The 21,072-nt window shown below is 67.1% G+C and carries 17 protein-coding genes; 5 read left to right on the top strand and 12 right to left on the bottom strand.

The genetic code is table 11. The features are described 5' to 3' along the window. Positions 1 to 286: 286 nt before the first annotated feature. Entirely contained in the window at positions 287 to 1,036 is a 750-nt protein-coding gene (locus tag JZ792_RS19630; RefSeq protein WP_216912045.1) for an acyltransferase, read from the top strand. A gap of 74 nt (positions 1,037 to 1,110) precedes the next feature. Beyond that, the gene (locus JZ792_RS19625) at positions 1,111 to 1,650 is read left to right on the top strand and encodes a DUF1697 domain-containing protein (RefSeq protein ID WP_216912044.1); all 540 of its coding nucleotides are present in this window, start codon (positions 1,111 to 1,113) and stop codon (positions 1,648 to 1,650) included. Positions 1,651 to 1,681: 31 nt separating this feature from the next. Here the strand turns inward: JZ792_RS19625 and JZ792_RS19620 are convergent, their stop codons facing one another. The 8 genes from JZ792_RS19620 to ctaD all read right to left on the bottom strand — a co-directional run bounded on the left by JZ792_RS19620 (position 1,682) and on the right by ctaD (position 11,517). Continuing rightward, on the bottom strand, positions 1,682 to 2,875 hold the full coding sequence (locus JZ792_RS19620; protein ID WP_216912042.1) for a class I SAM-dependent methyltransferase: 1,194 nt from the start codon (positions 2,873 to 2,875) through the stop codon (positions 1,682 to 1,684). After that, positions 2,875 to 3,852, bottom strand: a complete 978-nt coding sequence (locus tag JZ792_RS19615) for a class I SAM-dependent methyltransferase (RefSeq protein WP_216912040.1) — start codon at positions 3,850 to 3,852, stop codon at positions 2,875 to 2,877. Before JZ792_RS19615 ends, JZ792_RS19620 begins: the two co-directional genes overlap by 1 nt. Positions 3,853 to 4,189: 337 nt before the next feature. Beyond that, positions 4,190 to 4,966 carry an enoyl-CoA hydratase-related protein gene (locus JZ792_RS19610; protein WP_216912038.1) on the bottom strand — a complete coding sequence of 259 codons (777 nt, stop codon included), beginning with the start codon at positions 4,964 to 4,966 and terminating at the stop codon, positions 4,190 to 4,192. A gap of 63 nt (positions 4,967 to 5,029) precedes the next feature. Further along, positions 5,030 to 5,866 carry an NUDIX hydrolase gene (locus JZ792_RS19605; protein ID WP_216912036.1) on the bottom strand — a complete coding sequence of 279 codons (837 nt, stop codon included), beginning with the start codon at positions 5,864 to 5,866 and terminating at the stop codon, positions 5,030 to 5,032. Between the two features lie 142 nt (positions 5,867 to 6,008). Next, a complete protein-coding gene (locus JZ792_RS19600; RefSeq protein ID WP_216912034.1) occupies positions 6,009 to 6,842 on the bottom strand; it encodes an ABC transporter ATP-binding protein in 834 nt (277 codons plus the stop codon). 348 nt (positions 6,843 to 7,190) lie between these two features. Continuing rightward, entirely contained in the window at positions 7,191 to 8,030 is an 840-nt protein-coding gene (locus JZ792_RS19595) for a peptidyl-tRNA hydrolase (protein ID WP_216912032.1), read from the bottom strand. Between the two features lie 326 nt (positions 8,031 to 8,356). Further along, complete coding sequence (gene serB / locus JZ792_RS19590) at positions 8,357 to 9,577, bottom strand: phosphoserine phosphatase SerB (protein WP_254190052.1); 1,221 nt, start codon at positions 9,575 to 9,577, stop codon at positions 8,357 to 8,359. 197 nt (positions 9,578 to 9,774) lie between these two features. Continuing rightward, on the bottom strand, positions 9,775 to 11,517 hold the full coding sequence (ctaD, locus tag JZ792_RS19585; RefSeq protein WP_216912030.1) for an aa3-type cytochrome oxidase subunit I: 1,743 nt from the start codon (positions 11,515 to 11,517) through the stop codon (positions 9,775 to 9,777). 275 nt (positions 11,518 to 11,792) lie between these two features. Here ctaD and JZ792_RS19580 point away from each other — a divergent pair, with 275 nt between their 5' ends. After that, the gene (locus JZ792_RS19580; RefSeq protein WP_216912028.1) at positions 11,793 to 12,587 is read left to right on the top strand and encodes a VOC family protein; all 795 of its coding nucleotides are present in this window, start codon (positions 11,793 to 11,795) and stop codon (positions 12,585 to 12,587) included. 109 nt (positions 12,588 to 12,696) lie between these two features. Further along, positions 12,697 to 13,767, top strand: a complete 1,071-nt coding sequence (locus tag JZ792_RS19575) for an ABC transporter substrate-binding protein (protein ID WP_216912026.1) — start codon at positions 12,697 to 12,699, stop codon at positions 13,765 to 13,767. 24 nt (positions 13,768 to 13,791) lie between these two features. Here the strand turns inward: JZ792_RS19575 and JZ792_RS19570 are convergent, their stop codons facing one another. Then, positions 13,792 to 15,912: an MMPL family transporter gene (locus tag JZ792_RS19570; protein ID WP_216912024.1), complete on the bottom strand. Its 2,121-nt coding sequence runs from the start codon at positions 15,910 to 15,912 to the stop codon at positions 13,792 to 13,794. Positions 15,913 to 16,486: 574 nt separating this feature from the next. On the opposite strand from JZ792_RS19570, the gene nrdF reads away from it, so the two are divergent. Beyond that, positions 16,487 to 17,449, top strand: coding sequence for a class 1b ribonucleoside-diphosphate reductase subunit beta (gene nrdF, locus JZ792_RS19565; protein WP_109528146.1), 963 nt, complete (start codon positions 16,487 to 16,489; stop codon positions 17,447 to 17,449). Between the two features lie 102 nt (positions 17,450 to 17,551). Here nrdF and JZ792_RS19560 read toward each other — a convergent pair whose 3' ends face one another. The 3 genes from JZ792_RS19560 to JZ792_RS19550 all read right to left on the bottom strand — a co-directional run bounded on the left by JZ792_RS19560 (position 17,552) and on the right by JZ792_RS19550 (position 20,918). Further along, a complete protein-coding gene (locus tag JZ792_RS19560; protein ID WP_216912016.1) occupies positions 17,552 to 18,499 on the bottom strand; it encodes a dioxygenase family protein in 948 nt (315 codons plus the stop codon). Positions 18,500 to 18,636: 137 nt separating this feature from the next. Beyond that, positions 18,637 to 20,001: a magnesium transporter gene (gene mgtE / locus JZ792_RS19555; RefSeq protein WP_216912014.1), complete on the bottom strand. Its 1,365-nt coding sequence runs from the start codon at positions 19,999 to 20,001 to the stop codon at positions 18,637 to 18,639. 389 nt (positions 20,002 to 20,390) lie between these two features. Further along, positions 20,391 to 20,918, bottom strand: a complete 528-nt coding sequence (locus JZ792_RS19550) for a hypothetical protein (RefSeq protein WP_216912012.1) — start codon at positions 20,916 to 20,918, stop codon at positions 20,391 to 20,393. Positions 20,919 to 21,072: the final 154 nt, after the last annotated feature.

The following is a 21,072-nucleotide window of genomic DNA, read 5'->3' as shown; positions in this document are numbered from 1 at the left end:
GTCTCGCGTCCGAGCGGTCGATACTCGCGCCTTCGGCGCATTGTCTCGACCGCTCGGACGCGAGACGGCCGCGAACGGGCGCTCGTCAGGCTCGCGCCGTGGGGGTGGGGTTGGTGGGGAATCTGGACTGATGGTGGTTACCGGCGAAGGGGTTCTGGGGGTCCCGTGGGGGTGCCGAACATTTGTTCAGCATGCCCGCGACCTCGTACTGCCGGGGGCGAAAGTACTCTGTGAAGCCACAGACACACCCGGACGCCTGCCGGGGAGATACGACGGGAGACGGATCGTGACGAGCATGTGGGGCGCGCCGTTGCGCTCGCGGTGGCGGGGGTCGCGTCGCCGGGATCCGCAGCAGGCGCGATTTCTGACGACGGCATCGCTGCGGTGGGTGCTCGCGAACCGCGCCTACACGCCGTGGTATCTGGTCCGCTATTACCGGCTGTTCAAGTTCAAGGCGGCCAATCCGCATATCGTGCTGCGCGGGATGGTGTTCCTCGGTAAGAACGTCGAGGTCCACTCGACGCCGGAACTGAGCCGGATGGAAATCGGGCGGTGGGTCCACATCGGGGACGGCAATGCCATCCGCTGCCACGAAGGGTCGCTGCGCATCGGCGACAAGGTCGTCTTCGGCAAGGACAATGTGGTCAACACCTACCTCGATATCGAGATCGGGGAATCGACCCTGGTCGCCGACTGGTGCTACATCTGCGATTTCGACCATCGGATGGACGATATCGGCACCCCCATCAAGGACCAGGGCATCGTGAAGGGTCCGGTGCGCATCGGACCCGATACCTGGATCGCCGCCAAGGTGACCGTGCTGCGCGATACCCGTGTCGGGCGCGGGTGCGTGCTCGGCGCGCACGCGGTGGTCAAGGGCGAGATCCCCGATTTCGGCATCGCGGTGGGCGCACCGGCCAGGGTGGTCAAGAACCGCAAAGCGGCCTGGGAAGCCGGGGCCGAGGAGCGCGCGAAATACGTTGCCGCGCTGGAGGATATCGAGCGCAAGAAGAACGGCGTCGCCCAGCAGGCCTGAGCGGGGCGCGCGGAGCGGACACGGCCGTGGCCGATCACGTCGGATTGTCGGCGGCATCGGCTACGGTCGCCGATATGAACAGGTACGCGGCCCTGCTGCGCGGGATCATGCCGAGTAACCCGAACATGCGCAACGACAAACTGCGCGGGGTGTTCGAAGGGCTCGGATTCGACAAGGTGGCGACACTGCTGTCCAGCGGCAATGTCGTCTTCCACTGCGACGAGACCGACGAGCCCGCCCTGGAGGACCGCATCCAGGAGGCGCTGAACCGGGAACTCGGCATCCCCGGCGGCACCATCGTGCGCGGCTACGAGGATCTGCGCGAACTGGTCGACCGTGATCCTTTCACCGGGCTGAAACACGAGCGCGGGTCGTATCTCACGGTGACGTTCTTCAAGGATCAGCGGCCCGAGGTCACACCGCCCGCGTCGGTCGACGAACTCACCCGCGTCATCGGCTACGACGAATCCGCCCGCGCCTTCCTGACCGTCATCGACAACAGCACCCCGAAAACCACCGATTTCATGGCCTGGCTCGACCGGACCTACGGCAAGGACATCACCACCCGCACATTTCTCACCGTGCAGAAGATCGTCAAGAAGCTCGACACCTGACGGCGGGATCGTCACGTCGAGGTGTCGCGGTTCAGTGCCCGTCGGCGCGATGCGCGGTGCACAGGAAGACGCAGGCGGCGCGCCCTATTCGCGTGATCACCAAGGTATACGGCTGGGCCCCACGGAGTTTGAGACGCTGACGCAGCGCGTCCGGATCGACGTCGACGCCGCGCACCAGGATCTCCAGCGCGCCGCAGTCGCGCCGCACGAGTTCCTTGCGCAAGGTCTTCTCGCGCAACTCCATACGATCGACGATGCGGAAGCCGCGCATACCATCCGGGACGCTGTCGCCGGTGAGGTAGGCGATACGCGGATCCAATTGCCACAGACCGTATCTCGCGGCGTAGTGGCGAACCAGTCCGGCACGGACGACGGCCCCGTCCGGGTCGATGATCCACTCCCCCGGCGACCGCTCCGGGATCTCGTCGGCGTCGGTGTCGATCAGCTCGAATACCGCGCCCGAGGAGGACAACACACTCGCGCGCCGGGTGACGCCGGTGTCGGTCAGTCCGGGCGACCACAGGCAGGCCTCGCGCACTGCGCCGTCGAGGGAGACGACCTCGACCTCTCCCGCCCAGTCCAGACGGTCGAAATCCAATCCGGGCGCGCATTTCACCGCCAGATCGCGCCCCGCGTACGCGGACAGCAGATCGGGCAGCGGCGGTTGCAGGGCGGCGGGGTCGTTGGTGCGCCTGCCCTCGGTCCTGCGGGCGGGGTCGGCGACGACGACGGTGCCGACGGTGACCGGGCGCAGCGCGTCGGCCCGCAGGAGCAGGACCGCGCGACCGGCCGTGGTCGGCGTCGCGGCGAGATTGTTCGCTGCCATCGCCAGGCGGACCTCGTCCAGGTCGCTGCCGATGACGGTCGGGCAGGTGCGGGCGAGTTCGACGAGTTCGGCCCCGATGGAGCAGGTGACGTCGTGGACCGCGCGACCGGCCAGCCGGTGCGCGCGCTGCCTGGCCACCAGGGTCGGGGTCGCCTGCTGCATCGCGTCGTCGGTGAACAGCCATTGCCGCGCGTCGAGCAGTTTGCGTGCTGCCCGGCGACGCAGCCGCACGGTGTCGACGAGGGCAGCGGCGGACGCGGCGTATCGGCGACGCACCTGTTCGAGATCGCGCAGGTGCGTCGCGGGCGTCAGCTCCAGCCCGTCCACCTCGGCGAGCGCGGCGCGACCCGCCGCGCCGCCGAGGAAGTCGACGTCCTCCCGGCTGAAGCCGTAGCCCACTACTTGCCCGAAGCGCCCGGCTTCACGCCGGTGATCATGGCGTTGTAGAACAGCTGCCTCGGCACGACGCGGCTCATGATCTTCTCGTCCAGCCAGCTCAGCCCCAACCAGGCGCGGTACATCGCCAGTCGGTAGCCCATGCTGAGTTTCTCGGCGGGCACGGCGGCCTCGAAGGTGCGCACCGGCCAGCCCCACAGCGCGGCGGCGAATTCCTCGGTGGTGGCCTTGACCTCGATCGCACCGGCCGAACGCGCCATCGTCTCGAGATGACTCGGATCGAAGGTGTGCAGGTCGACGACGGCTTCCAGCGCCGCGGCGCGCGAGGACTCGTCGAGTTCCTCCTGCGGCCGACGCCACCCGGCGAGCGCGGGCAGTTTGGTGACGGTCGTGGTGATCTTCCAGGTGATGCGGCCGAGCCAGCGGGCGTAGAAATTGCCGACGGTCGTCGGCTCGCCCGCGAAGACGAACCGCCCGCCCGGCTTGAGTACGCGCAGGCATTCCTTCATCGCCAGTTCCACATCCGGGATGTGGTGCAGCACGGCGTGGCCGACGACCAGGTCGAAGGTGTCGTCGTCGTAGGGGATGGTCTCGGCGTCGGCCACCCGGCCGTCGACATCGAGACCCAGATGTTCGGCGTTGCGCAGCGCCACCTTGACCATGCCCGGCGACAGATCGGTGACCGACCCGGACTTGGAGATGCCGCCCTGCATCAGGTTCAGCAGGAAGAAGCCGGTGCCACAGCCGAGTTCGAGTGCCCTCTCGTACGGCAGCGGAGCGGGGCCGACAGCGGCGTCGAAACGTCCGCGCGCGTATTCGATACAACGCTCGTCATAGGAGATGGACCATTTGTCGTCATAGGTCTCCGCCTCCCAATCGTGGTAGAGAACCTGAGCGAGTTTCGTATCCTTGCGCGCTGCTTCGACCTCGGCCTCGGTGGCGTGCGGGTTCGGCGCGGGGTCGTCGGGGTGGACCGTCATGGATGCGTAGCCTATCCTCTCTGATGCCTTCGTGGTTCAGCGGACCGGTCGGCGGACGGGCATCGGAGCAGACCCGTCCGGCGGTACCGAACATGGTCCCGTTCGTTCACGCCCGAGCATTGGTCCGGATCGACGCAACCGTGCGGTTACGCACCGTACGCAGGGGTTCCCGCACGGTGTCGAGCCGAATCCGAGCCGAATGCCCAGGTGAAACGCGTTTCAGTTACTCGTCGGTACTGTCGTGCCGAGTACTCCGCCGTACGCGCTCGACCGAGAGTACAGAGCGCGCGACGTGCTGTCACGGTGCTCAGCATCGGCGCTACTCGACCGCGTTCGCTCAGCGGCCGACGAAGGACGCGGACCCCGGGCCGTCGGCCAGATACGACTCGGTGCCGATGCGACGGTCCTCGGTGCCGAACAGATCGGCCCATTCCGTACGCGCCCGATCCAGACCGTGCGGACCCGCTTCGAACACCGCCTTCGCGGCGGCCAGCGCGCGTGCCGGACCGCCGACGAAACGGCGCGCCCAGCGCAGCGCAGCGGCGTAGACGTCATCGGGCGGGACGACCTCGTCGACGAGTCCGAGCGCCGCGGCCTCCTCGTGTTCGACGAACCGGCCCGTGTACACGAGATCCTTGGCCGCGCCGGGACCGATGAGCAGTGCCAGCCTGCGAATGCCCGCGAGCGGGATGAGACCGGAATTGATCTGCGGGAAACCGAGTTTGACGTTGTCGCCGATGATGCGACGATCCGCGCCGAGAGCCAGTTCCAGACCGCTGCCGAGCGCGTACCCGCTGATCGCGGCGACGGTGGGCTGCGGAATCCGGCCGAGGCATCCGAGGGCGTCCTGCACATCGGCGGCCATCGCCTCGGCCTGCCCCTGGCTCATCGCCGCGAGTTCGGCGAGATCGTCACCGGCGGAGAAGACCCGTTCGTCGCCGTAGACCACGATGGCGGCGATCGCGCTGTCCGCCGCCACGGCCGCGGCGGCAGCGGCGACCTCGCGCAGCACCTGCACGTTGAACAGGTTCATCGGCGGACGGGCGATCCTGAGCACCGCCACGCCGCGCTCGGCATCGCCCTCGAGCAGATCCAGGGTCACGAATTCGGCCATGGCAGCACGCTACCGCCCGCCTACCCGCAACCCGTCATCCCGGACCGCCGCTCGGATGCGCCGTCACGAGGGACGCGAGGAACCCCGCAACCGGGTGCGGTCGGGCAGATCGGCCAGATAGCGCTGGTTCTCGGGGAAATCGAGGGCGTCCAAGCCGTCGATCTGCGTGAACACGGGCATGATCGGCGTGATCACCGGATCCGCGGCGAAGATCTCGGCGGTCGAGGTGAAACGGGTCAGCAGGTCCAATTGCGTCCAGGTCGGCGGCAGCAGCACGGCCGCGCCCGCGCGCCACCGATCCAGCGCGGCGGCGGGGGTGTGCCAGCGCACGTCGTCGGCCTCGGAGGTAGCGCCGTCGGCGCGCTGCCCATTCGGCAGGACCGCGACGAAGAAGTAGGTGTCGTAGCGGCGCGGCTCGATGATCGGGGTGACCCAATTCGCCCACGGCCTGAGCAGATCCGCGCGCAGGACGAGATCCTCCTCGGCGAGGAAGGTCGCCAGCGACAGTTCGCGGCGTTCGAGTTTGCCCCTGGCCGCCCGGTACCGCGCGCTGTCGGAGACGACGGTGTCGGCGGTCGGACCGGCAAGCAGCACACCGCATTCCTCGAACGTCTCGCGTACGGCCGCGCAGACCAGCGCCTTCGCGCGGGATTCGGATATCGCGAACTTCTCGGCCCACCACGTGGGTGCGGGACCGGCCCACGCGATCTCCGCGGTGCCGTCGGACGGGTCGACGCCGCCGCCCGGGAAAACCGTCATCCCGGCGGCGAATTCCATCGCCACGACCCGCCGTTGCAGGAATATCTCGGGGCCCGCGTCACCGTCGCGCACCACCATCACCGTCGAGGCGTCCTTGAGCGGCGGGACCTGAGAGTCAACCCGCGTATCTGTCTCACTCACTCCAGCACCATAACCCCCGTCGATGCACCGGGATCGGCTGCCGGGGCCGAGCGGCCCGCGCCGGGTGTGCTAGCCGTCGGACCGCATATCGCCGATAGGCGAATTCCGGGCAATCGGTGGCGGTCCGACTGCCCGGCTCCCCTCATCGCGAGCGGTGTTTACCCGCCCGACGACTCCTGCGGGCGAAGTACCGTCCGTCGACCCGGTCGAGGGTGATCGACTGACGGAAGGCGTCGCTGAGGTTCTCGGAGGTCAGAACATCGGTCAGCAAACCCTGGGAGACGACCTCGCCCTCGTTGAGCAGCAGGCCGTGGGTGAAACCCGGCGGGATCTCCTCGACGTGATGGGTGACCAGCACCATGGCGGGCGCGTCGGCATCGGCGGCGAGATCGCCGAGCCGCTCCACCAATTCCTCACGGCCACCGAGATCCAGCCCGGCGGCCGGTTCGTCGAGCAGAAGCAGTTCCGGGTCGGTCATGAGGGCACGCGCGATCAGCACCCGTTTGCGCTCGCCCTCCGACAGCGTGCCGTAGGTGCGATCGGAAAGATGTTCGGCGCCGAGGCTTTCCAGCATATCGATGGCGCGGTCGGTGTCGACGTCGTCGTAGCGCTCACGCCAGCGGCCGAGCACCGCGTATCCCGCCGACACCACGAGATCTCTGACTTTCTCGTCACGCGGCACGCGGCTCGCCACCGCGGCGGAGGACAGTCCGATACGCGGGCGCAATTCGCCCACATCGGTTTTGCCGAGCACTTCGCCGAGCAGATGCGCTATTCCCGAGGTCGGATGCACCTCGGCGGCCGCCATGCGGAGCAGGGAGGTCTTGCCCGCGCCGTTGGGTCCTAGGACGACCCAGCGTTCGTCGAGCTCGACCTGCCAGGTGACCGGACCGACGAGGGTGTGACCCGAACGTCGGATTGTCACTTCGGAGAAGTCAATGAGCAGATCGGGATCCGGTTGTGGCACGCGCTCCATCTTGGCTCACATGGGCCGTGGATGCCCGCCCGACCCACGCCGGACGTTCGGATCGTGGCATTCGCGCACGGGATCGGCGGCGGCGAGGCCCTTCGGCCGGGCGAGCGATCCGCTCGCGACCGACCGGAGGGCCACCGTGGGACCGGAACATCCTGGCGACGAGTAGCGCCAGTGGAAACGAGAGCACCAACCAAGCAACGAGAACGAGCATCAGAGTGGACATACGTCGACCTCCTCCGGAGCGGTCTCAATGGACGGGTACCCGAATTCCCCGGGACCGAACCCGGAGTCCGGGATCACGGACTGATCGCCTACCGCGCGCCTTTCGTTAATCGGGTGACGTCGCCGTCACCAGGTCTCGGCAGGCAGCGTAATCACCGTCAGCGAACCCGGAGCGATTTCGGTGAAACCCGCGTCGCGTACCGCCACCGCCGACCCCTCCGACACCCGTCGCCCCAGCGACCGCCAGCGGACCGGATCGGCCTCGCGCACCGAACAACGGTAGCCGATCGAGGCCCAGCGCCAGGCGAGTTCGGGCGAAAGCGCGCCCACCAGCAACATACTGGCATGGCCGACCTGGGCGGCGGCCTTGCCCACCGTCATCCCCAACTTCGAATTGATCCACAGCACCGGAAGATCCGGGTCCGGCGCTCCCGGTTCATCGTGGTCCATATCGGTGCCGCCGATCTGCAACCGCCTGATCCGCGGGTCGACGGTGCTGACCGCACCGGGAACCAGCGCCCGCGCCGCGACACCGTCGACCTCGACGGTGACGCCGTCCACCCCGTCGGCCGCCGCCCACTGCGCGCCTCGGGCACGCCTGGCCACCTTGCGGATGCGCGAGTTCTTCCAGGCCAGATATCGGTCCTCCCACGGTCCTCCCGGCCCCACCCGCTCGTCCAGGCACAGCGCGACCACCGACGAGGCGGCAGCGGCCAGCAGGGCACTGCGCGGGGGCGGATCGGCCTTGGGCAGGTGCAACACCATCTGCATGGCCTGCACCTGATCCGGGTCGTCGGGATCACCCGCGCCCCCGTAACCCCGCGCCAATTCCGCGTGCCGCACGCGGAACGCCTCGAATCCGGCCGAGGGATCGTAGGGATCGCATTCCGTTCCGAAGGGTGCGTCGTATTCGGTCACCGATGTCGTGCCGCCCCGGGTCCCGGTAGCGCTGTCCGGATCACTCATTCACTCCACCTTGCGTCGACGTGAACTTCCGCGCGGGCTCCACACCGTGGTCCCACGGCCGCGCGTACTCCAACACAAGCGGGCGATCCCCCGCCGCATTCCCGGCGATGGGCCGATTCGACGTCGAACTGCCCCGACGCGATCCGCCTCGCCGTCTCGACATCCGGCGACGGCGGCAGCGCGACAACACGAGGATTCCCGCAACCCACCCTCCGCATCACCGAATGGCCGACCACCCGAGCCTACCGACTCGGGCCTGGAAAAAATCATGGACCGAATCGGCTCGCGCCGTGTGGATTTCGAGCAAGTCGGACGACGGCCCGCGTTCAGCCGACGATCGGCACCCGGCGCACTCCGCCGTCCCTGGCGTCCGCGGCTTCGACCTCGTCGCGGGTCACACCAAGGATGAACAGCACCGCGTCCAGGTACGGATGCGACAGCGCCGCGTCGGCGACTTCGCGCAGCGCGGGTTTGGCGTTGAACGCGACGCCCAAGCCTGCCGCGTTGAGCATGTCGATATCGTTCGCGCCGTCACCGACCGCGACGGTCTGCTCCATCGGGACACCGGCCTCGGCGGCGAACGCGCGCAGGGCCGTCGCCTTGAAGGCCCGGTCGACGATCTCGCCCACGACCCGGCCCGTCAGCTTGCCGTCGACGATCTCCAGGGTGTTGGCCTTCACGAAATCCAGTTCCAGCTCGTGCGCGAGCGGCTCGATCACCTGACGGAAGCCGCCCGACACCACACCGCACCGGAAACCGATGCGGCGCAGGGTGCGGATGGTCGTACGGGCGCCCGGCGTGAGCTCGATGCGATCGGCCACCTCTTCGATGACCGATTCGTCCAGGCCCGCCAGGGTGGCCACCCGCTGACGCAGCGATTCGGCGAAATCCATCTCGCCGCGCATCGCCGCTTCGGTGACTTCCCTGACCTGTTCCTCGACTCCCGCGTGCGCGGCGAGCATCTCGATGACCTCGCCCTGGATGAGGGTCGAGTCGACATCGAACACGATCAGGCGCTTGCTCCGGCGCGCCAGTCCGGCCCGTTCCACCGCCACGTCGATCTGCTCGGCCACCGCGACCTCGGCCAGCGCCGTGCGCAGCCGCGAATCCGTGTCGGCGCCGGTGTCGGTCGCGGTGACCATCAGTTCCATACCCGTCACCGGGTAGTCGGCGATACCGCGAATGGTGTCGATATTCGCGCCGAGGACGGCGAGTTGTCGCGAGACGGCGCTGAAGGCGTGCGCGGTGACCGGGCTGCCGAGAACGACCACCGCGTGGGTCGACATGGGCTGCCTGCCGATGCGCGCGTCCACGTCGACGTCGACGTGCATGCCGACGGTGCTCATCGCTTCCTCGACCTGGTCCTGCAACGATTCGGGATCGCCGGGGCAGGTGACGAGGACGCCGAGGGTCAGATGTCCGCGGATGACGACCTGTTCCACGTCCAACAGGCTGACGTGATGTTTCGACATCGCCGTGAGCAGTACCGACGTCACGCCGGGTCGGTCCGGTCCGGTCACGGTGACGAGAACGATGGTGTCAGCCAAGTCGATGTGCTCCAAGTCCTGTACGCCCTCTCCCTGTGCCGCGTCACCGTTGTCGCTACCATTCGGGGCTTCTACCTCACCAAACGAGTGTGCACCCGCTGGATGACCAGCGGGTGCACACTCGTCGTACGAATCCTAGTGCGCGGCACGACCGCGTGGGTCCGTGACCCCGAGCCGCGGCCGGATGAGCCAGGGCCCTACTTGGTGGCTACCGCGCCCTCGTGGACGTCGGTGGCGTGCTTGCCCGAACCCCAGCCGACGTGGGCCTCGGCCCGCATGCGATCGACCATGTGCGGGTAGTGCAGTTCGAACGCGGGACGCTCGGAGCGGATGCGCGGCAGCTCGTAGAAATTGTGCCGCGGCGGCGGGCAGGTGGTCGCCCATTCCAGCGAGTTGCCGTAACCCCACGGATCGTCGACCGTGACGACCTCGCCGTAGCGGAAGCTCTTGAAGACGTTCCAGATGAACGGGAGCATCGAGCTGCCGAGGATGAACGCCCCGATGGTGGAGATGGTGTTCAGCGTGGTGAAACCGTCCGAGGGCAGGTAGTCGGCGTAGCGGCGCGGCATACCCTCCGCGCCCAGCCAGTGCTGCACAAGGAAGGTGGTGTGGAAGCCGATGAAGGTCGTCCAGAAATGCCACTTCGCCAGGCGCTCGTCCATCATGCGGCCGGTGATCTTCGGGAACCAGAAGTAGATACCCGCGAAGGTGGCGAACACGATGGTGCCGAAGAGCACGTAGTGGAAATGCGCGACGACGAAGTACGAGTCGGTGACGTGGAAGTCCAGCGGCGGCGAGGCCAGGATGACGCCCGACAGACCACCGAAGAGGAAGGTCACCAGGAAGCCGAGCGACCACAGCATCGGCGATTCGAACGTCAACTGACCGCGCCACATGGTGCCGATCCAGTTGAAGAACTTCACGCCGGTCGGCACCGCGATCAGGAAGGTCATGAACGAGAAGTACGGGAGCAGCACCGCGCCGGTGGCGTACATGTGGTGCGCCCACACCGCGATCGACAGCGCGGCGATACCGAGCGTGGCGTAGACCAGCGTGGTGTAACCGAAGATCGGCTTACGCGAGAAGACCGGGAAGATCTCCGAGACGATGCCGAAGAACGGCAGCGCGATGATGTACACCTCGGGATGGCCGAAGAACCAGAACAGGTGCTGGTACAGCAGGATGCCGCCGGTGGCCGGGTCGTAGATGTGCCCGCCGAGGTGACGGTCGTAGGCGAGGCCGAACAGCGCGGCGGTGAGCAGCGGGAACGCGAGCAGCACGAGCACGCTGGTGACGGCGATGTTCCAGGTGAAGATCGGCATGCGGAACATGGTCATGCCGGGAGCGCGCAGGCAGACCACGGTGGTGAGCATGTTGACGCCGCCGAGGATAGTGCCCAGACCGGAGACCGCCAGGCCGAGGATCCACAGGTCGGTGCCGACACCGGGCGAGTGCAGGATGTCGGTCAGCGGCACGTACGCCGTCCAGCCGAAGTCCGCGGCGCCGCCGGGGGTGATGAAACCCGCGGTCGCCATGCTGGCGCCGAACAGGTACAGCCAGTAGCTGAAGGCGTTCAGTCGCGGGAAGGCGACGTCGGGCGCGCCGATCTGCAACGGCAGCACGATATTGGCGAAACCGAAGACGATCGCGGTCGCGTAGAACAGCAGCATGATCGTGCCGTGCATGGTGAACAGCTGGTTGAACTGCTCGGTCGAGAGGAACTGAAGGCCCGGGCGCGCCAGCTCGGCACGCATGAGCAGCGCCATCAGACCACCGATGAGGAAGAAGCTCGTCGCGGTCACCAGGTACATGACGCCGAGGACCTTGGGGTCGGTCGTCGTGACCATCTTGTACAGGAAAGAACCCTTCGGCCCGGTCCGAGCCGGATACGGTCGAGTCGCTTCCAACTGAGGGACTGGTCTGGGCTCTACCGCAGTCACTGATCCTCCTGAAGATGCCTGTAGGTCGCTTTGCAGGCTCCGCTGCTTGGATCCATTCCGTGACCGGAACAGACGACAGTTCGCTTGCGCTCATGTGATCGTAAACCGTGCAGCCCCGTCGGTCCGCGCGGGTCCTACTCTCTGTCGTATTTCGTTAGAGACAACGAAAGTGCCAGCCGCCGCGGAACCCGACCTATCGTGCACCGATGAGTTCCGACCCTCGATGACGTCTCCACCCCTACCAGTGTTCGACGACCTGCAAGGAGAGACCGACCATGAAGCACCCCGAGGCAGGCGACCCGGTCTGGGTCGACATCTACACCGCCGATCCCGACCGCAGCATCGCCTTCTACGGCGAACTCTTCGGCTGGACCGCCGAACGTGGCGGACCGGAATTCGGCGGCTACATCACCTTCCGTAAGAATGGCAAGGCCGTCGCGGGCGGCATGGGCAAGATGCCCGACAGCCCGCAGGGCCCGGATCAGTGGACGGTCTACCTGGCCTCGCCCGACGCGCGCGCCACCGCGGAAAAGGCCGCGGCGCACGGCGGCACGGTCGTCGTCCCGCCGATGGATGTGGGCGATCTCGGGGTGATGGCGGTGCTCGGCGATCCGGGCGAGGCGGGCGTCGGCATCTGGCAGGCGGGTACCTTTCCCGGCATCGAGACCACCGCCATCGTCAACGACGGGAAATGGCGCGATCACGACGGCGCTCCGTCCTGGTTCGAACTGCATTCGCGGCGCTACGAGAAGGCACTCGACTTCTATCGCGATGTCTTCGGCTGGGACGACACCCTCGCCATGCCCGAACAGCCCGGATTCCGCTACACCACCATCCATTCGATGAGCCCGATGCGCGGCGGTGTCATGGATGCCTCGGTCCTGCCCGAAGGGGCCCCCGCGGGCTGGACCGTCTACTTCGGCGCCGACGATGTCGACAAGGCCGTCGCGAAGGTGGTCGAACTCGGCGGCACGATTCTCGCCCCGGCCGAGGACACCCCGTACGGCCGCATGGCCTCGGTCGCCGATGCCACCGGAGCGCGTTTCAGCCTGGGCGGCGACGTGGTGTGATCGGTTTCTGTGCCCGGCTCCCGGAACGCCTCGCGCGTCGGGAGCCGGGCACCGACCGCCCGGCCCGCCGACTCGGAGCGGCGCGATCCGGCAATGTACCCTCGCTCGCATGCCGGTGAGCGCACTCGTAACCATCCGAAATCGCACAACCGCCACCCGATACGGCACGGCCGCCGTGGCAGCGGCCTGTGCCGTGCTATCGCTCGCAGGCTGTGCCGGGCAGACCGACGATCCGAGTTCGATCATCCGCACCACCACCAATATCGCGGGCGCGGGCGTGGTCGGACTCGACCGCGACACCTCCAAGGCCTGCCCGCTGCCGAGCGCGCCCGATCAGGCGGGCGGCACCGTGTCGGTGACCCACGCCTCCGGTGTCAGCGACGTACCCGCCGATCCGCAGCGCATCGTCGTCCTGAGCACCTCGGCGCTGGACGCCGCGTGCGCGCTCGGCCTGTGGGAACGCGTCGTCGGCGCGGCGACCCTGGACGGACCGCGCCCCCAGCCCGAATATCTCGGGTACGGCGTCACCGAGATCCCCGGGGTCGGCGCGACCGGACAGCCCGATCTCGCGAAGATCGCCGAACTGAAGCCCGATCTCATACTCGGCGAAACCCCCGCCCCGACAGCGAGTTTCGACGGGTTGCGGCGTATCGCTCCCACCGTTCTCGTCGGTGATTCCACGAGCTGGCAGGCGGAGTTCACCGCCCTCGCCGCGGGTATGAACCGGCGCGGTGCCGCAGGCCGGGCCCTGGAGGACTACCGCATCGAAGCGCGCGAGGTCGGTAATTCCATCGCCGCCAACCAGAGTCAGGCCTCGGTGCTGCGCTTCACCCCCGGCGCCGTCCGGATCCAGGGCAACGACAGTTTCGCCGGTCAGGTGCTCGCCGACGCGGGTGTGCAGCGGCCAACCGCGCAACGCGGCGCCTCCGCCGACATCACCTCCGACGAATTCGCGACCCGGGCCGAGGGCGACATCATCTACGTCGACTTCGCGGGCGAGGACGGACGCGAGTACGGCGCGAAGGTCCTGCGCACCGACGAATGGAAGGATCTCGGCGCCGCCACCGACCACCGCGTCTTCGCCGTCGAGGATTCGGTCTGGAACGGCGACGGGCTCACCGCCGCGCGCGCCCTGCTGTTCGATCTGCGGGGCACGCTCAACGGCTACGTCACCGACTGAAACGTCACCGACAGAACCGGAGGCTCAGTCGATCAGGCTGGCCTCGGGTTCGGCCTTCGCCTCCGCGCCCGGGCGTGACAGCGCGCTCGGCCACCAGATCCGGTCGCCGATATCCAGCGTCAGCGCGGTGACCAGGATCGACCGCACGATGATGGTGTCGAGCAGGACGCCGAGGGCGATGAGAATGCCCATCTGGGCGAAACTCACCACGGACAGCGTCGCGAATACCGCGAAGGTGCCGGCAAGCACGAGTCCGGCCGAGGTGATCACGCCGCCGGTGGCCGCGAGTCCGATCAGCGCGCCGGCCTTGGTGCGGTGTTTGGCCGCCTCCTCGTGCACCCGCGACATCAGGAAGATGTTGTAGTCGATGCCGAGCGCCACCAGGAAGACGAAGGCCAGCAGCGGAAGCCCCGGATCGGTGCCCTCGAATCCGAGCAGGTCGAAGATCCAGCGGCTCAATCCGAGCGCGGCGAAATAGGACAGCACCACCGTGCCGGTCAGCAGGACCGGGGCGAGCACCGAACGCAGCAGCAGCATCAGGATCACCATGACGATGGCGAGTACCAACGGCACGATGACCTTGTTGTCGTGCGACACCGCGCGTTTGATGTCGAGCAGCACCGCCGTCTGCCCGCCGACCTTGGCATCGGGGTCGGCCACGTGCACGGCGGCGCGTACCCGATCGACGGTGTCGTCGGCGGCCTGGCTGTCCGGCGGATCCGCCATCGTGCCCTCGACGTAGACCAGTCCGTCCTTGACCACCGGTTGGGCGGTGGCGGTGATGCCCTCGGTCGACCGCAGCGCCGAGATGACGGCGTCGGCGCGCGCGGCCTGACCGATGACGATGACGGGGTTACCGGTGCCCGCGTCGAAATGCCGTTCCAGGACTTCGGTTCCGTCGACCGCCTCGGAACTCCCGACGAAGGCGTCCTTGTTCGCGATGCCGTTGGACTCCAGGCCGATGGTTCCCAGCGCCAGCGCGCCGAGCGCGAGCGCCGTGCCGATCCACACCGTGCGCGGCCTACGGTTGACGGCGAATCCGACCCTGGCCCAGATTCCGGATTCGGTGTGATTGACGCTTCCGAAACTCGGGTGGCGCGGCCAGAAGATCCACCGGCCGACGATGACGAGCAGCGCGGGCAGCAGGGTGAGCATGGCCAGCAACGCGACGGCGACGCCGATCGCGCAGACCGGGCCGATGCCCTTGGTCGAGTTCAATTCCGCCACCAGCAGCGCCAGCATGGCGATGATGACGGTGACACCGCTGGCGAGCACGGCCGGTCCGGCCCGATGCAGCGCGACGGCCATGGCTTCGTGTCTGTCCTCGTGACGACACAATTCCTCGCGATATCGAGCCACGAGCAGCAGCGCGTAGTCGGTGCCCGCGCCGAAGACGAGAACGGCCAGGATCGCCTGGCTCTGCGCGTTCATGGTCAGACCGACTTCGGTCGCCCCGAAGACGGCCCCCTGCGCGATCATCAGCGCGAAACCCGCGGCCAGCAGCGGCAGGACCCACAGCATGGGGCCGTAGGTGAGCAGCAGGATCACGATGACCACGGCCGCGGCCGCGTACAGCAGCAGGCCGTCGATCTGCGCGAAGGCCTCACCGAATTCGGCGCCGAATCCCGCGGGACCGGTGGCGTGCAGGGACAGCCCTTCGGGCCGTTCGCCCGCCGCGTCCTTGATCTCCTCGACCACGACAGCCAGCCGACTCCAGCCCTCGGCGCCCATCTCGATCGGGACGAGGACCTCCACCGCCTGACCGTCATCGGACTGGATCGGACCGAAGATCTTGTCCGCGACCACGTGCTCGACCTGGGCGGCCCGGCGCGCGTCGGCGGCGATCGCCGTCCGGTCGGCTTCGGTGATGCCGCCCGTGCGCTCGTAGACCAGCACCAGCGGGATCTGCTCGCTGTTGCCGAACGATTCCGCCAGTCGATACGCCTGGGTGGATTCGGCGCTGTCCGGCAGCCAGTTCACGCTGTCGTTCTGCTGCGCGTCGGTGAGTTTGCCCGCCAGCGGGAACAGGGCGAACAACGCGATGATCCACACGCCGAGCACGACCCATTTGCTCCGGCGCCCGCTCGGAATCCGTGCGAGTTTGCCGAGCAGGTCGTTCATATCCGGATCGGTTGGTGCGGACATCGCCGGGCCCCCTCGTGCAGCAGCAGTACGGCCGTATCGTACGTACGCAACCCGACAATACGGTTGTGTGATCTTCATTGCCGGACAGGGTTCGCCGGTTGTCTCACCTCGACCGCCGGACGTGCGCCGAATCGCCGCGTGCCGGGGGTGCGGGCCGAGGCTGACCACCCGTTATCGACCGCGCCACCCGGGTCCGCATCGGTCCGAATTCCGCTATCGGACAATTCGTTCGGATTCGACGGAAGCGCGTCGCGTATGTATAGATGCCTATACATACGCGGGAGGATCCCCGACACCTCCGGCAAACGGACCCCGTCACCGTGACCACTTTCGCGGCGGCGCAGCAAGTTCTCAGCGATCGATTCGGCGGTCAAGGCATACCCCCGCGTGCGCCGACGCGGACGTACCGCACAATGAGGTGCCGCAGGCGATGTGGCCCGACGTTTCTCCTCTCCGACACATTTCACCATGACACAAGGTGTTGTGCTGCATGAACATGTCACCCACTAGGAGTAGTGTTCGGGGCGACGAATCCGTGACGGTAGCGTGCTCAGCGGAAAGGTGTGGAGGCAGGATGAAATTGATCGACCGGGTGTCGGCCATCAACTGGAATCGGGTGCCCGACGAGAAGGATGCCGAAGTCTGGGACCGGTTGACCGGCAACTTCTGGCTGCCGGAAAAGGTTCCGGTGTCCAATGACATCCCCTCGTGGAACACCCTCACCGCCGACGAGAAGCAGCTGACGATGCGGGTGTTCACCGGCCTCACGCTGCTCGACACCATCCAGGGCACCGTGGGCGCGGTCAGCCTGATTCCCGACGCGTTGACCCCGCACGAGGAGGCGGTGCTCACCAATATCGCGTTCATGGAATCCGTGCACGCCAAGAGCTACAGCTCCATCTTCTCGACGCTGTGCTCGACGCGCGAGATCGATGACGCGTTCCGGTGGTCGGAGGAGAACCGGAATCTGCAGCGCAAGGCCGAGATCGTGCTGCACTACTACAACGGTGACGACCCGCTCAAACGCAAGGTCGCCTCCACGCTGCTCGAGAGTTTCCTGTTCTACTCCGGCTTCTACCTGCCGATGCACTGGTCCTCGCGGGCCAAGCTCACCAACACCGCCGATGTGATCCGCCTGATCATTCGCGACGAGGCCGTGCACGGCTACTACATCGGCTACAAGTACCAGAAGGGCTTGGAGCTGGTCTCCGAGGCCGAACGCGAATCGCTCAAGGACTACACGTTCGAGTTGCTGTTCGAGCTGTACGACAACGAGGTCGAGTACACCCAGGATCTCTACGACGAAGTCGGCCTCACCGAGGATGTCAAGAAATTCCTGCGCTACAACGCCAACAAGGCGCTGATGAATCTCGGCTACGAGGGACTGTTCCCCAAGGACGAGACGGACGTGAACCCGGCCATCCTCTCGGCCCTGTCCCCCAACGCCGACGAGAACCACGACTTCTTCTCCGGGTCGGGCTCCAGCTACGTCATCGGTAAAGCCGTCAACACCGAGGACGAGGACTGGGAGTTCTGAGCCCGTCTCCGCATACGAAGGCCTCGCTCCGGCGGGGCCTTCGTCGTACCGACAGCTATATCCCGGCGCGGCGACCGGTCACGGGAGAACGGCCCGCGAGCCTCACCGGCCCGGTGGGCGCCCGCCGGGGGGTGTGCCACCGGGAGGGGGCCCGCCCGCACCGGGTCCGGGTCCGGAACCGTTGCCGGACTGCGTGTTCTGCGATTTCGCCGCGACGCCCACGGTGAGCGAAACGTTGAGGCCGGTCGCCGGGGTGCCGGAGATCTTCGCCAGTTCCGCGTCCCAGCCGTCACCGAAGACGTTGTCGGAGGCGAGTGTGACGCCCGACATGTTGCGGGTGCTGGCGGAGTAGCCGGAATCGTAGGCGTAGACGAATTCGCAGACATCCTGCGGCAGGGCGATCTGGGAGGTCAGCCGGGCGTTCGCACCGGCCACCGCGGATTCGAGGGTGTCGTAGACCTCGAAGTGGATGTGGGGCCAGCGGCCGTCATAACAGGCGGGGAAGATCGAGGTGAAGGTGACCGAGCCGGACGCGTCGGCCACCTGGACCCCACGCAGATAGTTCTGGTCGGTGACTCCCTCGCTGTAGAGCGAGTACTTGCCCGCTCTGTCGCAATGCCAGAGGTAGACGGCCATGCCCTCGCCCGCCGCGGCGCTGCGCGTCAGATCCTGCAATGTCAGGCGGATCTCGGTCGGAACTCCCTGCGCGACTCCGGAATACGACCCGAAACTGGTTCTGATATCGGAACGCACCACTCCGGATTCGATGAGGACGTTCGGCCCGTTCGAGCCATCGCCCGGATAGGGTCCCGCGGTTTCCTGCGGAGTCGCAGCCACCGCGGCGGACGTTTCCGATGACGCGCTCGTCGACGTCGCTGTCGAACCCGTCGTGTCGGAGGAGGAACAACCCGCCGCCACCGTCGCCGCGCCCGCCGCGCCCAGGAAGTACAGCGCGCGCCTGCGGGACACCATCACCTTCAGATCGTGCGCCAGCCCCAGATCGTGCTCGTGCGCCCCCTCATCCCTGCCCTTGCGGCGTGCTGCGCCCATGTTCTGCTCTCCACTCGTCGTCTCGGTACCACCGACGCTATGCGGCGCCACTCGGCACACCCTGGGACGTAGCCGCGAGTTCGCTGTGAACGAGAAGGACCGACCACTCCGCGCAGGCCCGGCGCGGAGTGGTCGATTCAGATGCCGAGGACGATTTTGGCGGTGGTGAAGTAGATGATGAGACCGGTGGCGTCCACGAGCGTGGTCACCATCGGGGCGGAGACCACGGCCGGATCGATACGGAACTTCTTCGCCAGCAACGGCATCGTGCCGCCGATGGTGGCCGCCCAGCCGCAGATCAGGATCAGCGTGATACCGACGACGACGGCGATCTTCGTCCCGACGAAGATCGCGCCGATCACCACGCCCGCGCTGGCGAGCATCGCGCCCAGCACCAGTCCGACGCGGCATTCCCGCCAGATCACCTTGAACAGATCCGAGCCGCGCACCTCGCCGACCGCGACCGCGCGCACACACGACGTCGCGGCCTGCGCACCCGCGTTTCCCCCCGCTCCGATGAGCAGCGGGATGAAAAGAGCCAGGTGAGCGGCCTGTTCCAGGGTCCCCTGGAAGAAATCGGTGACGCTCACCGTGAGCGTCGCCGCGAGCAGCAACAGCAGCAGCCACAGCGCTCGGTAGCGGGCGAGCTGGAACACGCCGGCGGCCATGTAATGCCCGGCCCACGGCGCGGACCCGGCCTGTTTGGCCACGTCCTCGCTGTCGGCGGCCTCGATGACCTCGACCGCGTCATCGAAGGTGAGCAGCCCGACCAGGCGGTCCTCGCTGTCGACGACCGGCAGGTTGAGATCGTTGGTTTCGCGCATCAGTCGCGCGGCGCGTTCGGCCGAATCGGTCGCCCGCACGAAGGCGGGTTCGGTCACCACGAGTTCGGACACCATGGTGTCGGGTTCGCTCAGCACCAGTTCGCGCAGTTCCACGATCCCGATGAGCCTGCGGCCCGCGTCCACGACCGGGAGCGTGTAGACGGTCTCGGCGTTGGTGCCCTTGGCGCGAACGGTGTGCAGGGCGTCGGCGACGGTCAGATCACGCGGCAGCGCAACGACTTCCGGTGTCATGAACAGTCCGACGGACCCCTCCGGGTAGCCGAGCAGCGCGGCCGTCATGCGACGCTCGCGCGGACTCAGACCTGCCAGCACCTTCTTGGCGACCTTCGCGGGCGCCTCGTGCAGCATCCGCGCGCGATCGTCGGGGGCCATGCCCTCCACGAGTTCGCGAAAACTCTGATCGCGCAGGCCCTGGAGGATCTGCTGCTGGTCGACCGGTTCGAGTTCCTCGAAGACGGCGAGGGCGAGATCCTTACCGAGCAGGCGGAAGGCGACACCCGCCTGCACGGCGTCCATGCGGGCCAACTGGTCCGCGATGACGTGCGGCGGATGGTTGCCGAGCCAGTCGAGCGCGGCGTCGACACGGTGACTTTCGACGATGTCGTTGAGAGATTCGGACAGCGTCGGGCGTACTTCGACGAGATCGGTCTGCGACATGGGTGGTCCTCAGCACAGCGACGAGTGACGGGTGAATCGATGACACGAAGTCACACCGCGAGGCGACCGCTCACGACCGGATCACAGCGAAGGCTGTTCGAAGAAAAGCTCGGTCAGTACGAAAGAGCGGCGCCGCGCGGCTTTCGACTCGGAGGTTCGCTGCGCATGGCAACCCCACCTCCTCCATATCGCTGCGGGGAGATCACCACCGCAGACTCCGAATGCGCCGCCGAGAAAGGCCGGGCACAAAGCTTCCTCGCAAAGGATACATGCGTCAGGCCACCGATCCACCCACTCGAACGCGTTCACCGCCCCGCCTGCCCGATATTCACCGCAGTGACGCCGTCCGTGCACCGGCGCGCCCGCTCGAATTCGCGTATCCCGACCGCTCAGGCGGCGAAACTCGCCTCGACGGCGTTTTCGACATCCGACCAGGTCACGGTGTGGCTGACCCAGTCCGGCGCCGGTTCGGTCTGCACACCGAACAGGTACAGGTTCGGCACCAGACCGCGCAACGCGACGTGCACGTCGATCCGGTCGTCGATCATGTGTGTGATCAACAACTCGGCGCAATGCCGTGCCTTCTCCGCGCGCGCACGGCAGAAACGGAGGTTGTCGCGCGACAGCCCGGTCCGGTCGTAGAACTCGTGGTGGTCGAGCCACTGTCGTGTCCGATCCTGAACGCGCGGACCACATTTGGAGATGATCCAGGCGCGGCCGCCGAATAGTTCGACGAGCCGGGGCAGCACGTCGAAGGCACCGGGACTGGGCGGGGTTCGCATTGCCTCCTCGAATCCCCCGGACAGGAATACCGTGTCCGCCACGCCCGGGGACAGTGCGGCCCCTTGGACGACCCGGCCGAAATCGACGCCGAGTCTCGGTTGTTCTCTCGTGTTCGGTTGTTCTTTCGTATTCATAGCTCTCTCAGCGTGACCGTTCGCCCGCGCGGCCGCTACCGCTTTTCCACGCGGACACCCGGATTAGACGCATCCAGCGTCGAACGGTTGTCCGCGCGCCGACGAAGCGGAACAGTTCTCGCCGAGTCCGGAGCAGCCCGGACCGGGATACGAG

Source organism: Nocardia noduli, from assembly GCF_019038455.1.
GTDB classification, from domain to species: Bacteria; Actinomycetota; Actinomycetes; order Mycobacteriales; family Mycobacteriaceae; genus Nocardia; species Nocardia noduli.
The sequence above is the reverse complement of the archived record's forward strand: the minus strand, read 5'-3'. Positions and strand labels throughout refer to the sequence as shown.